Source organism: Pelomonas candidula, assembly GCF_043555985.1.
GTDB lineage: Bacteria > Pseudomonadota > Gammaproteobacteria > Burkholderiales > Burkholderiaceae_C > Pelomonas > Pelomonas candidula.
The window spans coordinates 143,443-162,395 of the sequence record NZ_JBIGIC010000004.1 but is presented as its reverse complement, the minus strand read 5'-3'; the positions used below and the strand labels follow the sequence as shown (position 1 = coordinate 162,395).

Here is an 18,953-nt window from a genome sequence, read left to right as displayed (position 1 = left end):
GGGGCAAGCCGGCTAGGCCTCGCCCTCGGCCAGGTTGTCACGCAGCTTGGCCAGCAGCGCCAGCAGCTGCCTGCACTCGGCGTCGTCGAGCCCGCTGACGGCCTGCGCGGACACGCGCCGGGCCTGCTTGCGCACCTGCTGCTGCAGCGCCTTGCCCGCGGCACTGACCTGCAGCCGCACGCTGCGCTTGTCGCTCGCGTCCGCGCCTGCTTCCAGCAGGCCGCGCTCGCGCAGCCCGGCGATGAGCCGCGCCACCTGGCCTTTGTCACGCCCCGAGTGCTGCACCAGCTCGCTCTGCGTCGCGCCCGGCCGGGCCGCGAAGAAGCCCAGCGCCTTGGCCTCCATGTGGCTGAGGTCGTGCGCCGCCTCCTTCAGCGCCTGGAACTGCAGCGAGCGGAACCGGTGCATGACCGCGTGGACGCTTTCCACGACCTCCTCGGCCAGGTCGGAACTTTGGTTGACAACATCAACTTGTTTGCGCATGATGGATGACATTATCAACCATCAAGCACCGCCATGTCCGACCAAGACACCCTGCCCGTGCGCCGCATCCAGCGCATCCGCCACGAACTGCAGCGCCGTGACCTCGAAGTCACGCGCGTCGAACGCCTGAGCCCCGGCTTCGTCGCCGTCACGCTGCACGGCGACTCGCTCGCCACCTTCCGTTCCGATTCCTTCGACGACCACGTCAAGCTGTTCTTCGGCGACGACGCCAAGCGCGACTACACGCCGCGCAGCTTCGATACCGCGCGCCAGGAACTGACGCTGGAATTCGCGCTGCACGGCAGCGGTGCCGCGTCCGACTGGGCACGCCAGGTTAGCCCGGGCCAGCGCCTGCTGGTGGGCGGCCCGCGCGGCTCCATGGTCATCCCGATGGACTACGACTGGCATCTGCTCGTCGGCGACGACTCCGCGCTGCCGGCCGTGCGGCGCCGCCTGGAGGAACTGCCGGCCGATGCGCAGGTGCTGGTCGTGCTGCAGGCCGCCGTGGAGGACCGCGAACTCCCCGCCGGGCCGGCGCACACGCAAGTCCAATGGGTCGACACGCCCGAGGCACTGCAGGCCGCCGTCGCGGCGCTGGCCCTGCCCGCCGGCGAAGGCTTCGCCTGGGCGGCCGGCGAGGCGTCCGCGATGGCGGCGCTGCGCGCCGTGCTGGTGGGCAAGGGCCTGGCCAAGGAGCAGCTGAAGGTGGCGGCCTACTGGAAGGCCGGCGCCACGGCCTTCCACGAGACGCTGGAGGCCTGAAGCCTAGGGAGTCGTCCCGCGTCGAGGCGACAGGCCGCCGTGACCTGGTTCGGCAGGCGCAACGTGCGGCCACCAGAATCGACGTATGTCATTCCTCGACCGCCTCCTCGGCCGCCCTACCCTCGACGGCCTCATCCGCGACACCACACGCTGGCTGCAGGCCAACGGCTGCACCGACATCCAGGCGTCGCCCGAGCGCCAGGAGATACGGCTCAAGCGCGGTGGCGGCACCCATGTCATTTCGCTGGGCAACCTGCGCCGCGAGTACGAGAACGCACCGCGTGCGCAGCGCCAGGCCCTGCTGCAGAAGTTCCTCGCCAGCCTGATGGTCGACAACGCCATCCCCGAGGACTACGCCACCGCCCGCCCACGGCTGATGCCGGTCGTGCGCTCAGTCGGCGGCATGGGCCTCGTGCGGCTCGGCACGGCATCCGCCAAGGACGCACCACCCGGTTCCCAGGCCGCGCAGCGACCGCTGGCCGCTGACCTCGTGGTCGCGCTGGTCGTGGACCTGCCCGACTCCATGGTGTACGTGCAGGACCGCAACCTCGCCCAGTGGGGCGTGAGCCTTGAGCAGGCGCTGCAGGACGCCATCGACAACCTGCGCGGGCTGCCCGAGCACGGCGGCTGGGCGGAGATGGCGCCGGGCGTCTGGGCGGGTCAGTGGGGTGACGCTTACGAAAGCTCGCGCCTGCTGATCCCCGACCTCATCTACCGGCTGGGCATCGCCGACCCGGTCGCGATGGCGCCGTTCCGCCATGCGCTGCTGGTCACGTCGGCGGCCAACGCGGCCGGCATCCAGGCGCTGGTGCAGATCGCCCACAACGCGCTGGACGAGCAGGGTCGCTGGGTCTCGTTCGAGCTGCTGCGGTTGCAGGGCACGACGTGGACGCGCTTCGAGGCCTCGGGCGACGCCGCCGCGCAGCAGGCGCAGATGTTGGTGCGCAGCGCCGCCGACGACTACGAAGGCCAGCGCCAGGTGCTGGAAGGCCAGTTCGAGGCTGACAAGCTCGACATCTTCGTCGCCAGCTGCACGCTGATGCAGAAGGAAGGCGGCCCGCTGACGAGCTACTCGGTGTGGTCGGAGAACGTCGACACGCTGCTGCCGCAGTCCGAGAGCGTCGTGCTGCTGTACCGCGACGGCGAGAAGACCTGGCACACGCGGCTGCGCTGGAGCACGGTGCAGGAGCAGTTCGGCGCGCTGATGGAGCGCACCGACCATGTCCCCGCACGCTGGCGCGTGCGCCGCTTCCCCGAGCGCGACGTGCTGCACGCGCTGGCCGCCAAGGCTGCCCTGGATTGAAGCCTGCTCAGGCCGCGCGCCGGCCGAGGGCGCGCGGCAGCACCATCGCCGCGATGAGCAGCCCGCCGACGATCATCGACATGACGATGCCCGGCACGTTCAGCATCGCCAGCGCGAACGTGAATGCGCCCAGCAGCACGGCCGCCAGCGTGACGCCCACCAGGCTGCCCCGGCCGCCCTGGATGGCCACGCCGCCCAGCAGCGCGATAGTCACCGCGTCCAGCTCCCAGCCCGCAGCCAGATTGGGACGCGTGCTGCCGATGCGTCCCGTCAGCATCGCCGCCGCCACCGCCGCCGCGAGGCCGGCGAACACGAACAGCCCCAGCCGGTAGCGGTCTGCCGCCACGCCGCTGAAGCGCGCCGCCAGCGGGTTGGCGCCCACCGCGTAGACGCGCCGGCCATGCACCGTGCAGTGCATCCACACGGCCACGCCGACGGCGAACAGGACCGCCACGCAGAACTCCAGCGGCACGATGAGCCCGGGAAGCCCCAACACGTCGCCCAGCGTGCCATTGCCCAGCGTGACGAGGGCTTCCGGGTAGCCGGTGATGGCCTGGTCACCCAGCACCAGCAGCGCGATGCCGCGGTACAGCGACAGCGTGCCGATGGTCACGACGATGGATGGCAGGCCGCGCCGCGTGACCAGCCAGCCGTTCAGCCACCCGCAGGCCGCGCCGGTCGCCAGCCCGGCCGCGAGCATCGCCGGCAGTGGCGCGCCGGCCTGCATGGCCGTGCCCATGGCCAGCGACGACAACGCCATCGTCGCGGCGATGGAGAGGTCGATCTCGCCCGCGATGATCAGCATCGCCATGGCCAGCGCGATGATGGCGCGCTCCGAGATGTTGACCGTGCTGTCCGCCAGCGCAAAGGGCGACAGGAAGCCGTCGATGCCGGCGCCGAAACCCGCGTACAGCAGCAGGATGAGAGCCGCCAGCACGGTCTCCCAGGAACCGAAGGCCTTCATGACGACATGCGCTCCAGGATGGGCAGCCGCGCCTTCGCGCGCGCCCCCGCGTTGACGGCCACCGACAGCAGGATCACCGCGCCGGCGATGGCCTGCTGCCAGAACGGCGAGACCTGGATGACCGGCAGCGCCGCGTTGACGACGCCCAGGAACAGCACGCCCACCATCGCGCCGCCCACGTTGCCGATGCCGCCAGCGATGCTGACGCCGCCGATCACGCAGGCGGCGATGACCGTCAGCTCGTAGCCCGCTGCCAGCTCGGTGAAAGCGATGGCGTAGCGACCCACCCACAGCACGCCCACCAGGCCGGCCAGCGCGCCGGACAGCGCGTAGACCTGCAGCAGCCGCCTGCGCTGCGGGATGCCGGCGTAGACCGCCGCTTCGGGGTTGTTGCCCAACGCGATGACCTCGCGCCCGCCCGGCCCCCAGCGCAGCCACGCCGCCACGGCACCGACGGCCAGCGCGGCGATGACGATCAGCATCGGCACGCCCGCCAGCTCGGCGCGCGGCAATGCCTTGATGCCTGAGTGCACGTCCTGCTCGGACACCCAGGCACCGCCGGACGCGACGAACACCGCGCCGCGGTACAGCGACATCGTGCCCAGCGTGACGACGATGGGCGGCAGGCCGCAGCGCGCAACCAGCACGCCGTTCACGCTGCCCAGCAGTGCGCCCAGGCCCAACCCCAGCAGCAACAGCAGCGCGATCGGCGCCCCCGGAAACGCCTTGCCCACCAGCGCACACGCCATGCCGGTCAGCGCCAGGTTGGACGCCACCGACAGGTCCACACCGCGCGTCAGCAGCACAGCCACCTGCCCGGCCACGAGGATGGCCAGCAGCGCGGACTCGTTGGCCACGTCCAGCGCGTTGCGCAGCGTCAGGAAGACCGGCGCACGCCAGCCCACCGCCAGCACGATGACCGCGATGACGGCCAGCAGCACGTGATCGCGCCTCATGCCGCCACCTCCTCGGCCGGCGCCGCCACGCCCGACGCGGCCGCGACGATGGCCTCGGCCGGCGCGCCATGCTCGAACGCCGCGACGATGCGGCCGCGGCGCATGACGAGCACGCGGTCGGCCAGGTGCATCGCCTCGGGCAGCTCCGACGACACGAGGATGACCGCCAGCCCCTGGCGCACCATGTCCTCGATGAGGCCGTACACCGCTTGCTTGGCGCCGATATCGATGCCCTTGGTGGGCTCGTCCAGGATGACCACGCGCGGGTGCAGGCCCAGCCACTTGGCGATGACGACCTTCTGCTGGTTGCCGCCGGACAGGCTGCCGACGGCGACATCGTCCGACGCGGCCTTGATGCGCAGCCGGTCGATGAGGCCCTTGGCGAAACCGCGCTCCCGCCGGGCCGACAGCCACGGCCCGCGCGAGAGCTTGCCGTGCCAGCCGTGGCGCGGGCCGGCCAGCGCGGGCAGCGTCAAGTTCTCGCGCACGGAAAACCCCAGCAGCGCGCCCTGGCCGCGCCGGTCCTCGGGCACGTAGGCCAGGCCCGCGGCGATGGCCCGGGCCGGGTCACGCAGCTCGACCGCATGGCCACCGATCTCGACCTTCGCCGTCGCCTCGGGCTTCAAGCCCATCAGCGCCAGCATGGCCTCGGTGCGCCCGGCGCCGACGAGGCCGTAGAACGCCAGCACCTCGCCGCGCCGCACCTCGAAGGAAAGCTCGGCGAACTCCGTCGGATGGCTCAGGCCCGTCACGCGCAGCGCCACCTCACCCGGCGTGCGGTGCCGTGGCGGATAGATCTGCTCGACGGCGCGCCCCACCATCAGCCGCACCAGTTCGTCCTCGTCGGCCGAGGCCATGTCACCGGCACCGACCGACTCACCGTCGCGCAGCACGACGTAGCGGTCACACACGGCGAACAGCTCGTCGAACTTGTGGCTGATGAACAGCACCGACACGCCCTGCGACTTGAGCCGGAGCACGAGGCGGTAGATGTCGTCGATCTCGGCGCGGGACAGCGCGGCCGTGGGCTCGTCGAAGATCACCACGCGCGCCTGCATGGCCAGCGCCCGCGCGATCTCGATCTGGTGGCGCTGCGCGATGCTCAGCGCCCTGGCCGGCGTGCGGGCCGCAAAGGTGGCGCCGACGGCGTCCAGCCAGCCCTGTGCCTCGCGCTCCATGCGCCCCCAGTCCACGGCTCTCAGCCCGGCGACGCGCCGCGTCGGCGGCCGGCCGATGAAGATGTTCTCGGCGGCGGACAGCTCGTCGAACACCACGGTCTCCTGGTGCACGGCCGCGATGCCCGCCCCCTGCGCGTCCTGCGGGCGCGCGAAGCGGACGGGCCGGCCGTCGAGCAGGATCTCGCCCGCATCGGGCGCGTGCACGCCGGTCAGCGTCTTCACGAGCGTGCTCTTGCCGGCACCGTTCTCGCCAATGAGCGCCAACACCTCGCCGGGACGCAGATCGAGGTCGACGCCGCGCAGCGCCTGCGTCGGGCCGAAACGTTTGGCGATGCCACGCAGCTGCAGCATCAGAACAGCTTCGAAAACTTCTCGACGTTGCCGGCGTTGTAGGTGAACGGCTCGGCCATCGCGCCCTCGGAGTTCGCGTCCAGCGTCATCCTGCCGACGCGGCCCAGCGGCACGGTCTCGCCCGGCGTGCCCTTCACGGAGCCCTTCACCAGCGCGTTGGCGACCTGGATGACCGAATAGCCCAGGTCCACCGGGTTCCAGATCGCGAAGCTCTTCACCGCGCCGCTCTTCACATGGCCCACCATCTCCGACGGCAGGCCCAGGCCGGTGACGAACACCTTGCCGACCGCATGCTCGTCCTGCACCGCGCGCGCCGCAGCGGCCACGCCCACCGTCGTCGGCGCGACGATGACCTTCAGGTTCGGGTGGCTCTTCAGCAGACCCTGCGCCTCGCGGTAGCTCTTGTCCGTCTGGTCGTCGCCGTAGACAACACCCACCAGCTTCACGCTCGCGTAGGTCGGCGTGGCCAGCGCGGTTTTCATCTCGGCGATCCACGCGTTCTGGTTGGTCGCCTGCGCGGTGGCGGACAGCACGGCCACCTCGCCGCCACCCGGCTGGGCCTCCAGCGCCAACGCCGCCAGCTTGCGGCCGATCAACGGCGTGGACGACGGCGCCAGGTGCAGCTGGCGGCCGTCCTTGCGCACCATGGAGTCGAACGACATGACCTTGATGCCACGCTGCATCGCCTTCTTCAGCACGGGCACCAGCGCGTCGGGATCGTTGGCCGAGATCGCGATGGCCTTCACGTTCTGCGCGATGAGCGCATTGACGATCTCCACCTGGCCCTCGGCCGTCGGCCTGGCCGGGCCGGCGTAGATGACCTCCAGCCCGCCCAGCTCCTTGGCGGCCTCCTGCGCGCCCTGGCGGGCCGCGTCGAAGAAGCCGTTGCCCAGGCTCTTGACGACGAGCGCGATCTTGTCGGCGGCCAGGGCCGGCTGGGCCAGCGCCGCGAGCGCGGCGATGCAGAGGACGCGGAACCGATGCATGGAGTTCTCCGATGACAAATCGGCCGCGAGCATCCTCCGTCCCGCCCTGGCAAAGCAATCAAGACCGTGCGCGTTTCTCGAAAGCCGGCAACAGGCGGCAGCCTCACTTCATGCCGCTGCGCAGCCAGGCCTCACGCTCGACCCACTCCCCGCGAACATCTTGGACCACTTCCCTCAATCGAAGCCCGTCATCGGAAATATCCATGACACGGCCAAAGTTCCGCCCCACGAAGTCGCCTTTGAACACCCGGTGCAGATAGCCACCAGGATCGCGCACGACGCCGTAACGCACGCAGTCCAGCGTTTGCTGCCCGACCCATCTCAAACTATCGAGATCGAACGCCTCGAGCGCCTGACGCTCCCTGGTCGCGGACGCCGAAGCTGCCCACAGCCCCAACAGATGGACGAGAAGCAAACGTCGAGCAATCATGGAGCGAACCTCGGATGTAGCGCGACAACTGTAGTTGCCGCGACATGACGCCCGGCTCTGCCGGCAACGTCAACCCGACGCGCCCGGTTCCGACAGGAAGATCTCCACGCGCCGGTTGGCCGCGCGGCCCTGCTCGGTGTCGTTGCTGGCAACCGGCTCGTGCGAGCCGCGGCCCGAGACGCTGATGCGCGACGGCGCCACGCCGCGGGCGGACAGGTAGTCGCGCACCGCCGCCGCGCGCTCACGCGACAGCGGGTCGTTGATGGCGTCGCTGCCGGTGCTGTCGGTATGACCCACCACCGTCACGCGAACGTTGGCATCGAGGTTGCGGCCGACCTCATCGAGCACCGGGCGCATCTGCGGCCGGATGTCGGCCCGGCCGGTGTCGAAGGACACGTCGCTGGGCACGTTGAGCTTGAGCCGGTTGTCGGCCGTCTGCGTGACCTCCACGCCCGTGCCCTGGCTGGCCTGGGCGAGCGCCTTGCGCTTGTCTTCCATGTGCTTGGACCAGAGGTTGCCGGCCACCGCGCCGAGGGCACCGCCAATGACGGCGCTCTTGCCGGCGCTGCCGCCCGTGGCCGAGCCAATGATGGCCCCCGCCACCGCGCCGACGCCGGCGCCCTGGGCCGTGCCCTGCTGGCGCTCGCTCATCGACGAACAGCCGGCCACCAAGGCCAGCGAGGCGGCCAGCGCCAGCGTGCCGGCGCGATGGGGGGAAAGAAGGGAATTCATCGAGGATCTCCTGCGTGGGTCGTTCGTTGATTTGTACGTCGGCAAGCCGGCTTTTCAGGCAGCCTCAGGCCAGCCGTGACGGCTACGCCCCCGCCAGCGTCGAGGCCTGCCGGTGATTGCGGCCTGACAGGCGACGGCATGCCTGCACCGGGACTCAGCGCCGCTTGAGGGCTTGCTTCACGTCGCCCACTGCCTTCTGGACCTTGCCCTCGGCCTGGGTCAGTGCGCCCTTGACCTGCTGCTCGGTGCTGCCCAGGGCCTCACCCAGCTTGCGCTGCGTCTTGCCGGCAATGTCCTTCACGCTGCCCTTCAGTTGATCGCTGTTCATGCGGCACTCCTTGGTTGCATCGCCGTCGCGGCGGGGTGCCCGACCGGCTGACGCCAGCCTAGGGCGCGGCCCGGGCTGCCGGAGCCGGCGGGCGCGCCGTCGTGCGGTGGGGCCTGTCCTACGAGATCGCCGCGTGGCGCGGGTCACCGTCCTACACCAGCGCCCGGCCTCGTCCGCCTCGCGCCGAGGCGTGACCGGCCGATGCTCGGTTCACCGATCCCTGAACCCTCGCAGTCAAGGAGTCATGAGATGGCTTTTGAAGGTCCTCCCGCCGGGCTCAAGCGCGCCACGCACCAGCCCCGTTTCGAGCCGCTGCCGGTGGACGCCGCCCCGCCGCCCAGCGACGGCCACGCCACCGCTTCGGATGCCGCGCACCACCGCAACCCCGGCGGCAGCAGCGTGGGCCGGCTGATGCGCCGCAGCCGCACGCGCACGGCCGGTATTCGTTTCGAGTGGGCCATGCGCACCTGCGGGCCGGTGCTGCGCGTCGTCGCCACCTGGACCGACCATCAGGGTCAGCCGCACCACACGTCGTACTCGGTGCAGAGCAACGGCCTGGAAGGTGCTCTGGACCGTGCCATCGCCTCGCGGATTTCCTGCGGCGCGCCGCAACCCGACCGCGAGGACCTGCTGCGACGGCTGAAACAGGAATTCGCCACCGCGCCGCAGAGCGCCTCACCGGCCGCCGCTGCTGCAGTGGCGACCACAGCAAAGCCGTCGACCTGCATCCGGGGCACTGACTTGCAGCGCGGCTGAACGCGCTCTAACGGGCCCGCCCAACGGGCCGGCCGGTTTCACGGCTTGCCGCGAAGATACAGGGCGCAGCCCCAAGTCATCTCACAACCAGGCGATGAGCCGTTGAATCCAGCGGGGCAGCGGCTGGCTGGGCGTGTAGTTCTGGCGGTACTGGCTGTACATGGTGATGGCTTTGCGTTGAAAACTGTTTATTTATACAGTAATTCATCGCCGCTGGGCAAGCGTCTTCCCGGAGTCACGCGGAGATTGGTAGCGATATCATTTTCGCCTCTCTCCGCTGGAAGCTCCATGAAGAAGACCCTGCCCCGCTGGCCGCTCGGCCTGATCACCGCCCTCATCCTGGCCGGCTGCGGCCAGGTGCCGCGGCAGCCCGCCGACACCGGCTGGCTGGCGGCCTGGGGCAGCGCCCAGCTGGAGCAGGCCCCGGCCGCCGGCACCGCACCGCTGCGCGACGTCAGCCTGCGCCAGGTCGTGCGCACGACGGTGGCAGGCAGCACGCTGAGGGTCCGCGTCAGCAACCTGTTCGGGCGCGAGCCGCTGGTGCTCGACGCGGCCAGCGTGGCCCTGGTGCAGCCCGGTACGGAGGGCGGCAGGCCGCTGCTGCAGGCTGGCAGCCTGAAGCCGCTGAGCTTCCAGGGCCAGCGTGGCCTGAGCGTCGCGCCCGGCGCCGAGGTCTGGAGCGATCCGGTCACGCTGGCACTACCACGCGTGGCCGATGTGGCCGTGCAGATGCACGTCGTGTCGGCCCCCACGCAGGCGACGGCCCACCCCGGTTCGCGCATCAGCAGCTGGGCCCTGCCCGGCAACCGCGCGGACGCTACGGACTGGGCCGACGCGTCGGCCAGGGATGGCTGGTGGCATCTGTCGGCCGTGGACGTGGGCGGCGCGGCGCCGCAGCCGGTGCTGGTGGCCGCCGGCGACTCCATCACCGACGGCTACGGCGTGCCCGCGGGCAGCTACAAGCGCTGGACCGACGCCCTCGCCCGCCGCCTTGCGGCGCAGGGCAAGGCGGCAGCCGTCGTCAACACCGGCATCGGCGGCAACCGCATCCTGCAGGACGGCCTGGGCCCGCGGCTGCTGACGCGCTTCGACCGCGACGCACTGGCGCGCAGTGGCGTCACGCACGTGGTGCTGCTGGAAGGCGTCAACGACCTCGGCACCAGCCACCGCCAGCGCGCGACGACGCCGCAATCGCGCGCGGCGCTGCTGGCGGATCTGCAGCGGGGCCTGACGACGCTGGCCGGCCAGGCCCGCGAACGCGGCGTGTGCCTGTTCGTCGCGACCGTCATGCCCTACGGCGGCAGCGGCTACTACCAGCCGCAGCCGGAGAACGAGGCCGACCGCCAGGCGCTGAACACGTGGATTCGCGAGCCGGGCCGCTTCGACGGTGTCGTCGACTTTGACGCGCTGATGCGCGACCCGGCCCGCCCCTCGCACCTGAAGCACGAGTTCGACAACGACGGCCTGCATCCGTCGACCGCGGGCTACCAGACGATGGCGGATGCATTCCCGGTGGAGTGGCTGGACCTGCACTGCGGGCAGAAGCCCTGATCTCGCGTCGTCCCGACGCTGCGGTGCGGTTGGAGCCGCACCGACGGTGCTCGAACGGCGGTGCAGCTCGATGTCACTCGACAGGCAGGCGCACGAAAAAAAGGAGCGCATCAGCGCTCCTTTTTTGTCTCGGGTGACCCGAGGAATGCCTCGTCAGCCTTGACCAACCGGACATCCTCCACGAGCCATCACCCGACGCGCAGCGCCAGGCGCTGCGTACTGTCCAGGGTTAGAACTTCATCTGAGCGGTCAGCTGGTAGGTGCGACCCGGGTCCCAGTAGCTGCGCACGGCCAGCTCATCCTGGATGTAGGACTTCTGCGTGGCCTTGTTCAGGTTGGTAATGTCGAAGTTCAGCGACACGCCCTTCTTCCAGTTCACCCAGTCGCCGATTTCGAGGCGGGTCGAGAGGTCCGCCTGGAAGTAGGCCTTGTTGTACTTGAGCATGGTGCCTGCCGGGATGGAGTCCGTGTTCTTCGACTCGAACGGCGTGCGGGCCTGGTAGCTGTTGCTCAGGCGGATGGAGCCGCGGCTGTTCTCGAAGTAGACGGTCAGGTTGGCCGTGTACGGCGCGGCGCCGATCGGCACCTGGCCGCTGGTGCCCGCGTCCTGCTTGGTGCGGGTGTAGTTGGCGTAGAAGCCAAAGCCGTCGATCGGCAGGAAGCGGTCCAGCGACTGCGCCCAGCTCAGCTCCCAGCCGTTCAGCTTCAGCACGTCGGCGGTGTTGACGGGCTGCGACACCGGAATGTTGAAGTTGTCGGGGCCGCCGGCGGCAGTCACGGCCTGGTCGATCGCGCTACCCGCCGTGTACTGCAGCGAGTCGGAGCCGAACTGTTGGCGGATCTGCGTCAGCGTCATCTGGCGCACGACCGTGCGCGGGAAGTTCTTGATCTTCTTGTCGAAATAGGCCGCTGCGAGGTAGCTGCCCTTCTTGTCGGTGTACCACTCCCAGCCCAGGTCCATGTTCTTGGACTCGAAGGGCTTGAGCCCCGGGTTGGTGGCGGTGGCATTCGACAGGGCCACGTCGTTGGACGTCACCTTCAGCGGCTGCAGCGCCTTGGGGTCGGCGCGTGTGATGGCCTTGGATGCCGCCGCACGGATGATCATGTCCGAGGTCAGGTTGTAGGCCAACGTGCCGCTGGGCAGGGTGTTGTTGTAGGAGGTATTGCCCTGCGTCTCCGAGACCAGGTAGGGGTACAAGCCGCCGTTGCTCAGGCTTGCGTTGCGCGGATCGGCGACGTTGCCGGTGTAGGCGCCGACGGTCTGCATGGTGTGCGCGCGACGCACGCCCAGGTCATAGCGCAGCAGGCGGTCGAAGACGCGCGTCTCGCCGGCCACCTCGATGTAGCTGCCGAAGACGTTTTCGGCGAAGTCCTGGGGAGCGGCGCCGCTCAGGGCATTGCTGCCCGCGACCTGGACCATGTTGCCGACGATGTTGTCGTAGCCGACGGCGCCGGCGAAGCGGCTCCAGTCGATCAGCACGAAGCCGTTGGGGCCGGGTATCAGGTACTTGCTGATGTCCGGCACGGCCGAGCCCTGATAGGCCAGCGCGGGCCCGCCGGCCGTCGCGCCCTGGCCATAACCAGGATATTGGGTCGCCGGGTTGGCGGTCACGGCAGCCGACGAGCAGGTGTTCGGGTTGACGTTGTTGGGCGAGTACAGGCGGACGTTCAGGTTGCCGCCGCAGACGACGTTCTGCAGTCGGCCATCGTCGGTGAACGGCGTGATCAAGCGGTGATAGGTGTCGTACGCCATGCCACCCTTGACGGTCAGCTTGTCGTCACCCCAGGCCAGATTCCAGCGCGCGCCCCGCGTCTGGATCGAGCGGTCTTCGCGGTTGATGCTGATCTGCGCGCCGGTCGGGTTGCTGTGGTGGTCCCAGGTGTAGTTGGCCGGGCTGTTGGGGTCGAAGCCATTGGGCGTGTAGACCGGGAACGTGCCGTTGGAGCCGATGTTCACCGTGAACGGCTTGGCCGCGTCGGTCGGGACCAGCAGCGTGGGTGCGAGACGGCTGAACCGGCTGCTGGCCTGATTGGCCTGGGCGTCCAGCGTCCACTTGTCGGAGATGCGCCACTCGAAGCCCGGGTTCACCGACGTGAAGCTGCTTCTCTCGTCCATCCGGCGGTATTCAAGGAAGCCGGTGCCGTTGAGGAGGGTGCCGCCCGTCACGAAGCAGTAGACCGAGCAGTCGCTGCGGTCGTAGGTCATGGCCGACGGGATGACGGCGCTGTTTCGGATGTTGATGTCGAAGTCGGCACGCTCCTGCTTGGCTTTCTTGCCGCCGATCAGCAAGTCCAGATAGGAGTTGAAGTCCGCGGTGGGCCGGAACTCGAAGCTCAGCAGACCGTTGGTGCGGTCGCGCTCACCCGAGAAGTTCACCGGGCGCGGCAGGCGCGGCATGTAGCCGTTGTCGATCTGCTGGATGGTGGCCTTGGGGTTCAGTTGCTGCAGCAGAGCCATGTTGACCGCCTGGCCGGCCGTCAACGTCGTCGACCCATAAGTACCGGCAGCCGCGGCAGGCACGGTCGTCGGAACGCCCCAGGCACCGTTGGTGGTCGAGGTTCCCGCGCCGGTCTGCAACGGGTTGGTCAGACGGGGCGTGACCCAGTCCGTGCCGTCCTCGAAGCCGCGCGTGGTGATCTTGTTGCGTGCGAAGGAAACACCGGCCAGCACGCCAAACGTGTCGCCGAAGGTCGTGCTCACGATCGCCGTGCCGCGCGTGCTGGGATCGGGGGCGGGGTCGTTCTTGGCCAGTTGCAGCTTGACGGTGCCGCGCGTGCCGGGCTTGTCGAACGGGCGGGCATTGCGCATGTTCACGACGCCCGCGACACCGCCTTCCAGCATGCTCGCCAGGGGGCTCTTGGACACGGTGATGCGCGAGAACAGGTCACCCGGCATGAAGTCCAGGTCGACTTCGCGGTTGGCGCTGCCAGCACTGGCGAAGCTGGTGGAGGCCGATGCCACGGGATTGCCGTTCATCAGGATGCGCGTGAAGTTGGCGCCCAGGCCACGCACCTGGATGTTCAGGCCTTCGCCCGTCACGTCGCGGTTCACCTGAACGCCAGGAATGCGGGAGATGGACTCGGCCAGGTTGTTGTCGGGGAACTTGCCGATGTCCTCGGCGTGGATCGAGTCCGACAGCCCGATGTTCTCGCGCTTCTCCAGCGCCGATGCCGCCAGCGAGCTGCGGATGCCGGTCACGACGACGGTGTCCAGCTTCTGCTCCGTCGCCGGTGCGGTCTGTGCGTAGGCCTGGCCGATCAGGCCCGCCAGCAGCGTGGTACCCAGGGCCAGCTGGCCGGGTCGGACGCGGCGGTTCGGCCGCGAATAAGTCGTGCTCATCGATGTCTCCTCAGTGGTTTTACGACCCATTCATGCGGGTCAGATATCTCAGCCGCCATCAAAATGTTAGCGCGCACATTTTCAATTTACGTCGACCACACATGGCGGTCAACAAGGGTGTGTACTAATGTATTAGTAGAGAATGGATGGTGCCCCACAAGTGGGAAGCACCACTTGGCAACAGAACCGGTAGCGCTCACAATCAAGCGAACCCTTCGCAGCTTCCGACGATGCAGGACAACAACGCTTTCACGCCGGCAGGCCTGCCGGTCGATGCCGCCAGCGCGGTGCTGGTGGGTCGTGCGTGGCGCCCGGACGCGGCCGGCCCCGCGCTGGTGACCGTGCGCGGCGACGACCTCGTCGACCTGTCCGCCCACGCCGCCACGCTGTCCGAACTGCTGGACCGCCCCGACCTGCTGAACGTCGCCCGCAACGCGCCCGGCCCGACGCTGGGCTCTGTACAGGTGGTGCTGGACAACGCTCTCGCCACCTCTCCCGACCCTGCCCTGCCCCGGCTGCTGGCACCCTGCGACCTGCAGGCCATCAAGGCCTGCGGTGTGACCTTCGCCGTCAGCCTGCTGGAGCGTGTCATCGAAGCCCAGGCCGGCGGCAGCGCCGCGCGAGCCCACGATCTGCGCCAGTCGCTGACCGCCACGCTGGGCACCGACCTGTCCAGCATCAAGCCCGGCTCGGACGTGGCGCGGCGGCTCAAGGCCGAGTTCGTCGCGCGTGGCGCCTGGTCGCCCTATCTGGAAGTGGGGCTGGGGCCGGACGCCGAGGTCTTCACGAAGGCGCAGCCGATGTCGGCCGTCGGCTTCGGCGACGCCGTCGGCCTGCACCCCGACTCGCAGTGGAACAACCCCGAGCCCGAGATCGTGCTGGCCGTGAACAGCCGCGCCGAGGTCGTCGGCGCCACGCTGGGCAACGACGTCAACCTGCGCGACATCGAAGGCCGCAGCGCCTTGCTGCTCGGCAAGGCCAAGGACAACAACGGCTCCTGCGCCATCGGCCCGTTCATCCGGTTGTTCGACGGGCAGTTCACGCTCGACACCGTGCGCGCCGCCGCCGTGAGCCTGCGCATCGAAGGCGCGGACGACGGCTTCGTGCTGGAAGGCGTGAGCCGCATGCAGGAGATCAGCCGCGACCCGCTGGAACTGGTGCGACACGCCTGCGGCCCGCACCACCAGTACCCCGATGGCTTCCTGCTGTTCCTGGGCACCATGTTCTCGCCCATCCAGGATCGCGGCGCGCCGGGTGCCGGCTTCACACACCACCTGGGTGACGTCGTCACCATCGCCAGCCCCGCGCTCGGGGCTCTCGTCAACACCGTGCAGCGCAGCGACACCATCCCGCCGTGGACCTACGGCGTCGGCGCGCTGCTCAGGCACTTGCGGCGGCAACGCCTTGAACCCTGATCTCTGGTCGGACGCCCGGGCTGGTGGGTGTCCTGTCTCTTGCGGCGGCCCGCCTCTCGCGGAGCCGCCGTTTTTTTGAGCAGCCCAGACAGCTCTAGGGCCCCGGCCGACACGACGCACGCCCCCATCGCGAGCGCCGGACGGTGAAGTTGCCGTAGGCATTAACGCTCTAGTGCATTAGGGCGCCAGTGAGAAAATTCGCTCCACACCACAAGATGAATTTCACGCGAGATCCCACCCGCCACGCCGCGCCACAGGTCCTCGAAGCCCTTCGGGCCGCCATCATCTCGATGGAGCTGGCCCCCGGCATCGCCCTCGACCGCGCCGAGCTGGCCCAGCGCTTCGGCGTCAGCCAGACCCCCGTCCGCGATGCCCTCATGCGGCTCAGCGAGGAAGGTCTGGTCGTCATCCGCGCGCAGTACACGACGCAGGTCAGCCGCATCGACGTGCCGGCTGCCCGCGAGGCGCATTACCTGCGCCGCGCCGTCGAGATCGAGATCGCACGGCAGCTGGCCATCGCCCACGACGATGCGGTGATCGCCGGCCTGCGCACGCAGCTGGCCCGGCAGACCGAGTTGGCCGAGAGGAAGGACTTCACCGGCTTCATCGCCGCGGACAAGGAATTCCATCGCCTGATGTACGAGGCGGCCAACCTGCCGCGGCTGTGGTCGGTCGTCGTGCGCATGTCGGGCCACGTGGACCGACTGCGGTTGCTGCACTCACCCTTCATCGGCAAGACCGAGTCCATCATGGACGGCCACCACGCCATCCTGGCAGCCATCGAGTCCGGCGATGTCGACGCGGCGCAACGGGCGGTGCGGGAACATCTGTCGGGGACGCTGGCCTCGGTGGAGGACATCCAGAAGCGGTATCCGGATTACCTGATCCTCTGACGGCGGCCGCAGCTAAGGTGCCCGGCGCTGACGTCGAGCCGCTGTGGATGGCTTCGGTGGGGGCATGGCACTCAGGATGGCAGCGCGACAGACGGCAAGGATCTCGTCCGCCAGCGGCGAGTCATCCGGGCAGGCCCTGGACATGACGATGGCCCCGACCGCGTGCGTCAGCACATCGAGGATCTTGGCCCGCGCCTGCTCAGGACCGGCTCCCGAGAAGCCGTCCTGCTGACTCAAGCCGACCACCAGGCTCTCGATGCCGTCGACGAAAGCGGTCCGGACGGAATCCGGCTGCCGCGCCGCATCACCGCCCAGCGCGGCCATCGTGCACCCATCGGCGCGGTTGTCCCGATGCGCCCTCGAGACGTACTGGTTGACGAACTCTGCGGGGTCCGCACCACCCGCCAAGGCAATCGTCTGCCCGATCCCGCACGCCGTCGCCTCGGCGATCAGGTCGGTCTTGGAACCGAACTGCTTGTAGAAGCCCCCGTGTGTGAAGCCGGCAGCCGCCATCAGGTCGGCCACGCCGACGCCGTCGAAACCGCGCTCACGGAAGAGATGCGAGGCCGTCTCGACCACGTGCGCCCGATTCGCCTGCGCCTGCGCCTTGGAGACTTTCATGCTTGCTGGAGAGGGACTTGATTGTTGTGCCGTCATCAATTCTATATTGATGACGATCATCATCAAATTATTGACAATGGATGATGATCATAATCATAATGACTGACCGCTTCACCAGAAGGTCATGTCATGTCCACGGGTCACTCAGTCCTCATCACCGGCGCTTCCACCGGCATCGGCGCCACCTACGCGGAGCGCTTTGCGCAACGCGGCCACGACCTCGTCATCGTTGCCCGCGACAAGGCGCGCCTGGAAAGCCTCGCCCAACGCCTGCGTGATGAACACAAGGTGGCTGTCGAGGTGCTGCCGGCCGACCTGACGAACCCGTCCGATCTGGCGGTCGTCGAAAGCCGGCTGCGCGAGGACATGCGCATCGGTGTCCTGATCAACAACGCGGGTGCAGCCCAGTCGGGCGGCATCCTGCAGCAGACCGCCGACAGCATCGAGCGCCTGATTGCGCTCAACACCACGTCGCTGACGCGGCTCGCAGCGGCCGTGGCGCCGCGATTCGCCAAGGCCGGCAGCGGCGCCATCGTCAACATCGGCTCGGTGGTCGGCCTGGCACCCGAGTTCGGCATGTCCATCTACGGGGCCACCAAGGCCTTTGTGCAGTTTTTGTCCCAGGGGCTGAGCGTCGAGCTGGCCCCCAAGGGCGTGTACGTGCAGGCGGTGCTGCCGGCCGGCACGCGCACGGAAATCTGGGAGCGCGCGGGCATCGACGCCAGCACGCTGAGTGACCTGATGGACGTCGGTGAACTGGTCGACGCCGCCCTGATCGGCTTCGACCGGCGCGAGCCCGTGACCATGCCGCCGCTGCATGACGTCGCGCGCTGGAGCGCCCTGGAAGCTGCACGACTGCGGTTGCTCTCAGACATCCAGCAGGCCCATGTGGCCAAGCGCTACCTGAGCGCGCCATAAGCAGCCACGGCCTCACACCACCCCTTCCGGCATCTCACCGTTCCAGGCATCACATGAACCCATCGAACCACCAGAAGCGCGTGGCACTCGTGACCGGCGCCTCGTCGGGCATCGGCGCTGCTGCGGCCATGCAGCTGATCGCCGCCGGTTTCACCGTCATGGCACCAGCCGGCGCGGCGGCAACGGCGCCCAGGGCGCCTATCCCTTGCTGGCGCTCGACGTCACCGACGACGCCTCCGTGCAGGCTGCAGCCTCCGAACTCATCAGCCGCGAAGGCCGGATCGACCTGCTGGTCAACAACGCCGGGATCGGCATCACCGGCGCGGCTGAAGAAAGCTCCATCGAGCAGGTCAAGGCACTCTTCGAGACCAACTTCCATGGCGTGGTTCGCGTGACGAACGCAGTCCTGCCGCTGATGCGCCAGCAACGAAGCGGCCGCATCCTCAACATCGGGTCCGGCCTGGGCTTCATTCCCTCGCCGTTCAGCGCCTATTACTCGGCCACCAAGCATGCGCTGGAGGGCTACTCGGAATCCCTGGACCACGAGGTGCGCGCCTTCGGCATTCGCGTGGCCGTGATCGAGCCCGGCGCCACCAAGACTTCGTTCGAGTCGAGCACCGCCACCGCTGACAAGCCGCTGAGCGCCTACGACGCGCTCCGCGCTGGCTACCTGGCCGCCTACGACCGCGTCATGGCCGTGGCAGACACCCCGGAAAGCGTCGCGCAGACCGTCGTGCTGGCCGCGCTCACGGAGCGCCCCCTGCTCCGCTACCCCTCCGGCAAGTCGGCTCGGCAAGGCGCATTCGCGCGACGCTTTCTTCCCCGCTCACTGTTCGACAAGGTGCTGCACAAGCAGTTCGGCATGGCCTAGCCACCGGGCGACGTCTGCCGGCACGTGGAAGGCCCCGCGCGGGCGGCCACGCCAGCCGCGAGCACAGACGAGCCGACACCGCCGAACTCAACTTGCCGCCCTGAGCCCTCCGGCA

The 18,953-nt window shown here is 69.0% G+C and carries 17 protein-coding genes and 1 pseudogene; 8 read left to right on the top strand and 10 right to left on the bottom strand.

The window, feature by feature from the left end; translation table 11 throughout:
• Positions 1-12: 12 nt before the first annotated feature.
• Positions 13-483 (bottom strand): MarR family winged helix-turn-helix transcriptional regulator, encoded by a 471-nt coding sequence (locus ACG04R_RS09515; protein ID WP_394408718.1) that lies wholly within the window; start codon positions 481-483, stop codon positions 13-15.
• Positions 484-516: 33 nt separating this feature from the next.
• On the opposite strand from ACG04R_RS09515, the gene ACG04R_RS09510 reads away from it, so the two are divergent.
• Both ACG04R_RS09510 and ACG04R_RS09505 read left to right on the top strand, forming a co-directional pair.
• Entirely contained in the window at positions 517-1,245 is a 729-nt protein-coding gene (locus tag ACG04R_RS09510; RefSeq protein WP_394408715.1) for a siderophore-interacting protein, read from the top strand.
• A gap of 85 nt (positions 1,246-1,330) precedes the next feature.
• Entirely contained in the window at positions 1,331-2,548 is a 1,218-nt protein-coding gene (locus tag ACG04R_RS09505) for a DUF1444 domain-containing protein (RefSeq protein ID WP_394408712.1), read from the top strand.
• 7 nt (positions 2,549-2,555) lie between these two features.
• Here ACG04R_RS09505 and ACG04R_RS09500 read toward each other — a convergent pair whose 3' ends face one another.
• The 7 genes from ACG04R_RS09500 to ACG04R_RS09470 all read right to left on the bottom strand — a co-directional run bounded on the left by ACG04R_RS09500 (position 2,556) and on the right by ACG04R_RS09470 (position 8,473).
• A complete protein-coding gene (locus ACG04R_RS09500) occupies positions 2,556-3,512 on the bottom strand; it encodes an ABC transporter permease (protein ID WP_394408708.1) in 957 nt (318 codons plus the stop codon).
• The gene (locus tag ACG04R_RS09495; RefSeq protein ID WP_394408705.1) at positions 3,509-4,468 is read right to left on the bottom strand and encodes an ABC transporter permease; all 960 of its coding nucleotides are present in this window, start codon (positions 4,466-4,468) and stop codon (positions 3,509-3,511) included. The genes ACG04R_RS09500 and ACG04R_RS09495 overlap by 4 nt, the downstream gene beginning before the upstream one ends.
• Positions 4,465-5,997 (bottom strand): sugar ABC transporter ATP-binding protein, encoded by a 1,533-nt coding sequence (locus tag ACG04R_RS09490; protein ID WP_394408702.1) that lies wholly within the window; start codon positions 5,995-5,997, stop codon positions 4,465-4,467. The genes ACG04R_RS09495 and ACG04R_RS09490 overlap by 4 nt, the downstream gene beginning before the upstream one ends.
• Positions 5,997-6,983 carry a rhamnose ABC transporter substrate-binding protein gene (gene rhaS / locus ACG04R_RS09485; RefSeq protein WP_394408698.1) on the bottom strand — a complete coding sequence of 329 codons (987 nt, stop codon included), beginning with the start codon at positions 6,981-6,983 and terminating at the stop codon, positions 5,997-5,999. The genes ACG04R_RS09490 and rhaS overlap by 1 nt, the downstream gene beginning before the upstream one ends.
• 103 nt (positions 6,984-7,086) lie before the next feature.
• Positions 7,087-7,413: a pilus assembly protein PilP gene (locus tag ACG04R_RS09480; protein WP_394408695.1), complete on the bottom strand. Its 327-nt coding sequence runs from the start codon at positions 7,411-7,413 to the stop codon at positions 7,087-7,089.
• A 69-nt stretch (positions 7,414-7,482) separates the two neighbouring features.
• Entirely contained in the window at positions 7,483-8,145 is a 663-nt protein-coding gene (locus tag ACG04R_RS09475) for a YiaD family glycine zipper/OmpA-like lipoprotein (RefSeq protein WP_394408692.1), read from the bottom strand.
• A 154-nt stretch (positions 8,146-8,299) separates the two neighbouring features.
• Positions 8,300-8,473, bottom strand: a complete 174-nt coding sequence (locus tag ACG04R_RS09470; protein ID WP_394408689.1) for a CsbD family protein — start codon at positions 8,471-8,473, stop codon at positions 8,300-8,302.
• A gap of 249 nt (positions 8,474-8,722) precedes the next feature.
• On the opposite strand from ACG04R_RS09470, the gene ACG04R_RS09465 reads away from it, so the two are divergent.
• Together ACG04R_RS09465 and ACG04R_RS09460 are read left to right on the top strand one after the other, a co-directional pair.
• A complete protein-coding gene (locus ACG04R_RS09465; RefSeq protein WP_394408687.1) occupies positions 8,723-9,229 on the top strand; it encodes a hypothetical protein in 507 nt (168 codons plus the stop codon).
• A 288-nt stretch (positions 9,230-9,517) separates the two neighbouring features.
• Complete coding sequence (locus ACG04R_RS09460; protein WP_394408684.1) at positions 9,518-10,780, top strand: SGNH/GDSL hydrolase family protein; 1,263 nt, start codon at positions 9,518-9,520, stop codon at positions 10,778-10,780.
• Between the two features lie 229 nt (positions 10,781-11,009).
• On the opposite strand, the gene ACG04R_RS09455 is transcribed toward ACG04R_RS09460, so the two are convergent.
• Positions 11,010-14,120 carry a TonB-dependent receptor gene (locus ACG04R_RS09455; protein ID WP_394408681.1) on the bottom strand — a complete coding sequence of 1,037 codons (3,111 nt, stop codon included), beginning with the start codon at positions 14,118-14,120 and terminating at the stop codon, positions 11,010-11,012.
• A 230-nt stretch (positions 14,121-14,350) separates the two neighbouring features.
• On the opposite strand from ACG04R_RS09455, the gene ACG04R_RS09450 reads away from it, so the two are divergent.
• Together ACG04R_RS09450 and ACG04R_RS09445 are read left to right on the top strand one after the other, a co-directional pair.
• The gene (locus tag ACG04R_RS09450; protein WP_394408678.1) at positions 14,351-15,535 is read left to right on the top strand and encodes a fumarylacetoacetate hydrolase family protein; all 1,185 of its coding nucleotides are present in this window, start codon (positions 14,351-14,353) and stop codon (positions 15,533-15,535) included.
• Between the two features lie 215 nt (positions 15,536-15,750).
• Complete coding sequence (locus ACG04R_RS09445) at positions 15,751-16,428, top strand: GntR family transcriptional regulator (RefSeq protein WP_394408674.1); 678 nt, start codon at positions 15,751-15,753, stop codon at positions 16,426-16,428.
• Between the two features lie 12 nt (positions 16,429-16,440).
• On the opposite strand, the gene ACG04R_RS09440 is transcribed toward ACG04R_RS09445, so the two are convergent.
• Positions 16,441-17,049: a TetR/AcrR family transcriptional regulator gene (locus tag ACG04R_RS09440; RefSeq protein WP_394409602.1), complete on the bottom strand. Its 609-nt coding sequence runs from the start codon at positions 17,047-17,049 to the stop codon at positions 16,441-16,443.
• Between the two features lie 129 nt (positions 17,050-17,178).
• On the opposite strand from ACG04R_RS09440, the gene ACG04R_RS09435 reads away from it, so the two are divergent.
• Together ACG04R_RS09435 and ACG04R_RS09430 are read left to right on the top strand one after the other, a co-directional pair.
• Entirely contained in the window at positions 17,179-17,967 is a 789-nt protein-coding gene (locus tag ACG04R_RS09435) for an SDR family NAD(P)-dependent oxidoreductase (RefSeq protein WP_394408671.1), read from the top strand.
• A 202-nt stretch (positions 17,968-18,169) separates the two neighbouring features.
• Positions 18,170-18,838: pseudogene (locus tag ACG04R_RS09430) on the top strand (SDR family NAD(P)-dependent oxidoreductase); the annotation flags it as partial.
• Between the last annotated feature and the right edge of the window lie 115 nt (positions 18,839-18,953).

What these genes read in the sequence shown, in the direction of transcription:
- ACG04R_RS09490 (WP_394408702.1), bottom strand. Translation starts at nt 5,997, where the DNA reads ATGCTGCAGCTGCGTGGCATCGCCAAACGTTTCGGCCCGACGCAGGCG.
- ACG04R_RS09515 (WP_394408718.1), bottom strand. Translation starts at nt 483, where the DNA reads ATGCGCAAACAAGTTGATGTTGTCAACCAAAGTTCCGACCTGGCCGAG.
- ACG04R_RS09455 (WP_394408681.1), bottom strand. Translation starts at nt 14,120, where the DNA reads ATGAGCACGACTTATTCGCGGCCGAACCGCCGCGTCCGACCCGGCCAG.
- ACG04R_RS09465 (WP_394408687.1), top strand. Translation starts at nt 8,723, where the DNA reads ATGGCTTTTGAAGGTCCTCCCGCCGGGCTCAAGCGCGCCACGCACCAG.
- rhaS (WP_394408698.1), bottom strand. Translation starts at nt 6,983, where the DNA reads ATGCATCGGTTCCGCGTCCTCTGCATCGCCGCGCTCGCGGCGCTGGCC.
- ACG04R_RS09495 (WP_394408705.1), bottom strand. Translation starts at nt 4,468, where the DNA reads ATGAGGCGCGATCACGTGCTGCTGGCCGTCATCGCGGTCATCGTGCTG.
- ACG04R_RS09450 (WP_394408678.1), top strand. Translation starts at nt 14,351, where the DNA reads ATGCAGGACAACAACGCTTTCACGCCGGCAGGCCTGCCGGTCGATGCC.
- ACG04R_RS09505 (WP_394408712.1), top strand. Translation starts at nt 1,331, where the DNA reads ATGTCATTCCTCGACCGCCTCCTCGGCCGCCCTACCCTCGACGGCCTC.
- ACG04R_RS09470 (WP_394408689.1), bottom strand. Translation starts at nt 8,473, where the DNA reads ATGAACAGCGATCAACTGAAGGGCAGCGTGAAGGACATTGCCGGCAAG.
- ACG04R_RS09475 (WP_394408692.1), bottom strand. Translation starts at nt 8,145, where the DNA reads ATGAATTCCCTTCTTTCCCCCCATCGCGCCGGCACGCTGGCGCTGGCC.
- ACG04R_RS09460 (WP_394408684.1), top strand. Translation starts at nt 9,518, where the DNA reads ATGAAGAAGACCCTGCCCCGCTGGCCGCTCGGCCTGATCACCGCCCTC.
- ACG04R_RS09435 (WP_394408671.1), top strand. Translation starts at nt 17,179, where the DNA reads ATGTCCACGGGTCACTCAGTCCTCATCACCGGCGCTTCCACCGGCATC.
- ACG04R_RS09510 (WP_394408715.1), top strand. Translation starts at nt 517, where the DNA reads ATGTCCGACCAAGACACCCTGCCCGTGCGCCGCATCCAGCGCATCCGC.
- ACG04R_RS09500 (WP_394408708.1), bottom strand. Translation starts at nt 3,512, where the DNA reads ATGAAGGCCTTCGGTTCCTGGGAGACCGTGCTGGCGGCTCTCATCCTG.
- ACG04R_RS09480 (WP_394408695.1), bottom strand. Translation starts at nt 7,413, where the DNA reads ATGATTGCTCGACGTTTGCTTCTCGTCCATCTGTTGGGGCTGTGGGCA.
- ACG04R_RS09440 (WP_394409602.1), bottom strand. Translation starts at nt 17,049, where the DNA reads ATGAAAGTCTCCAAGGCGCAGGCGCAGGCGAATCGGGCGCACGTGGTC.
- ACG04R_RS09445 (WP_394408674.1), top strand. Translation starts at nt 15,751, where the DNA reads ATGAATTTCACGCGAGATCCCACCCGCCACGCCGCGCCACAGGTCCTC.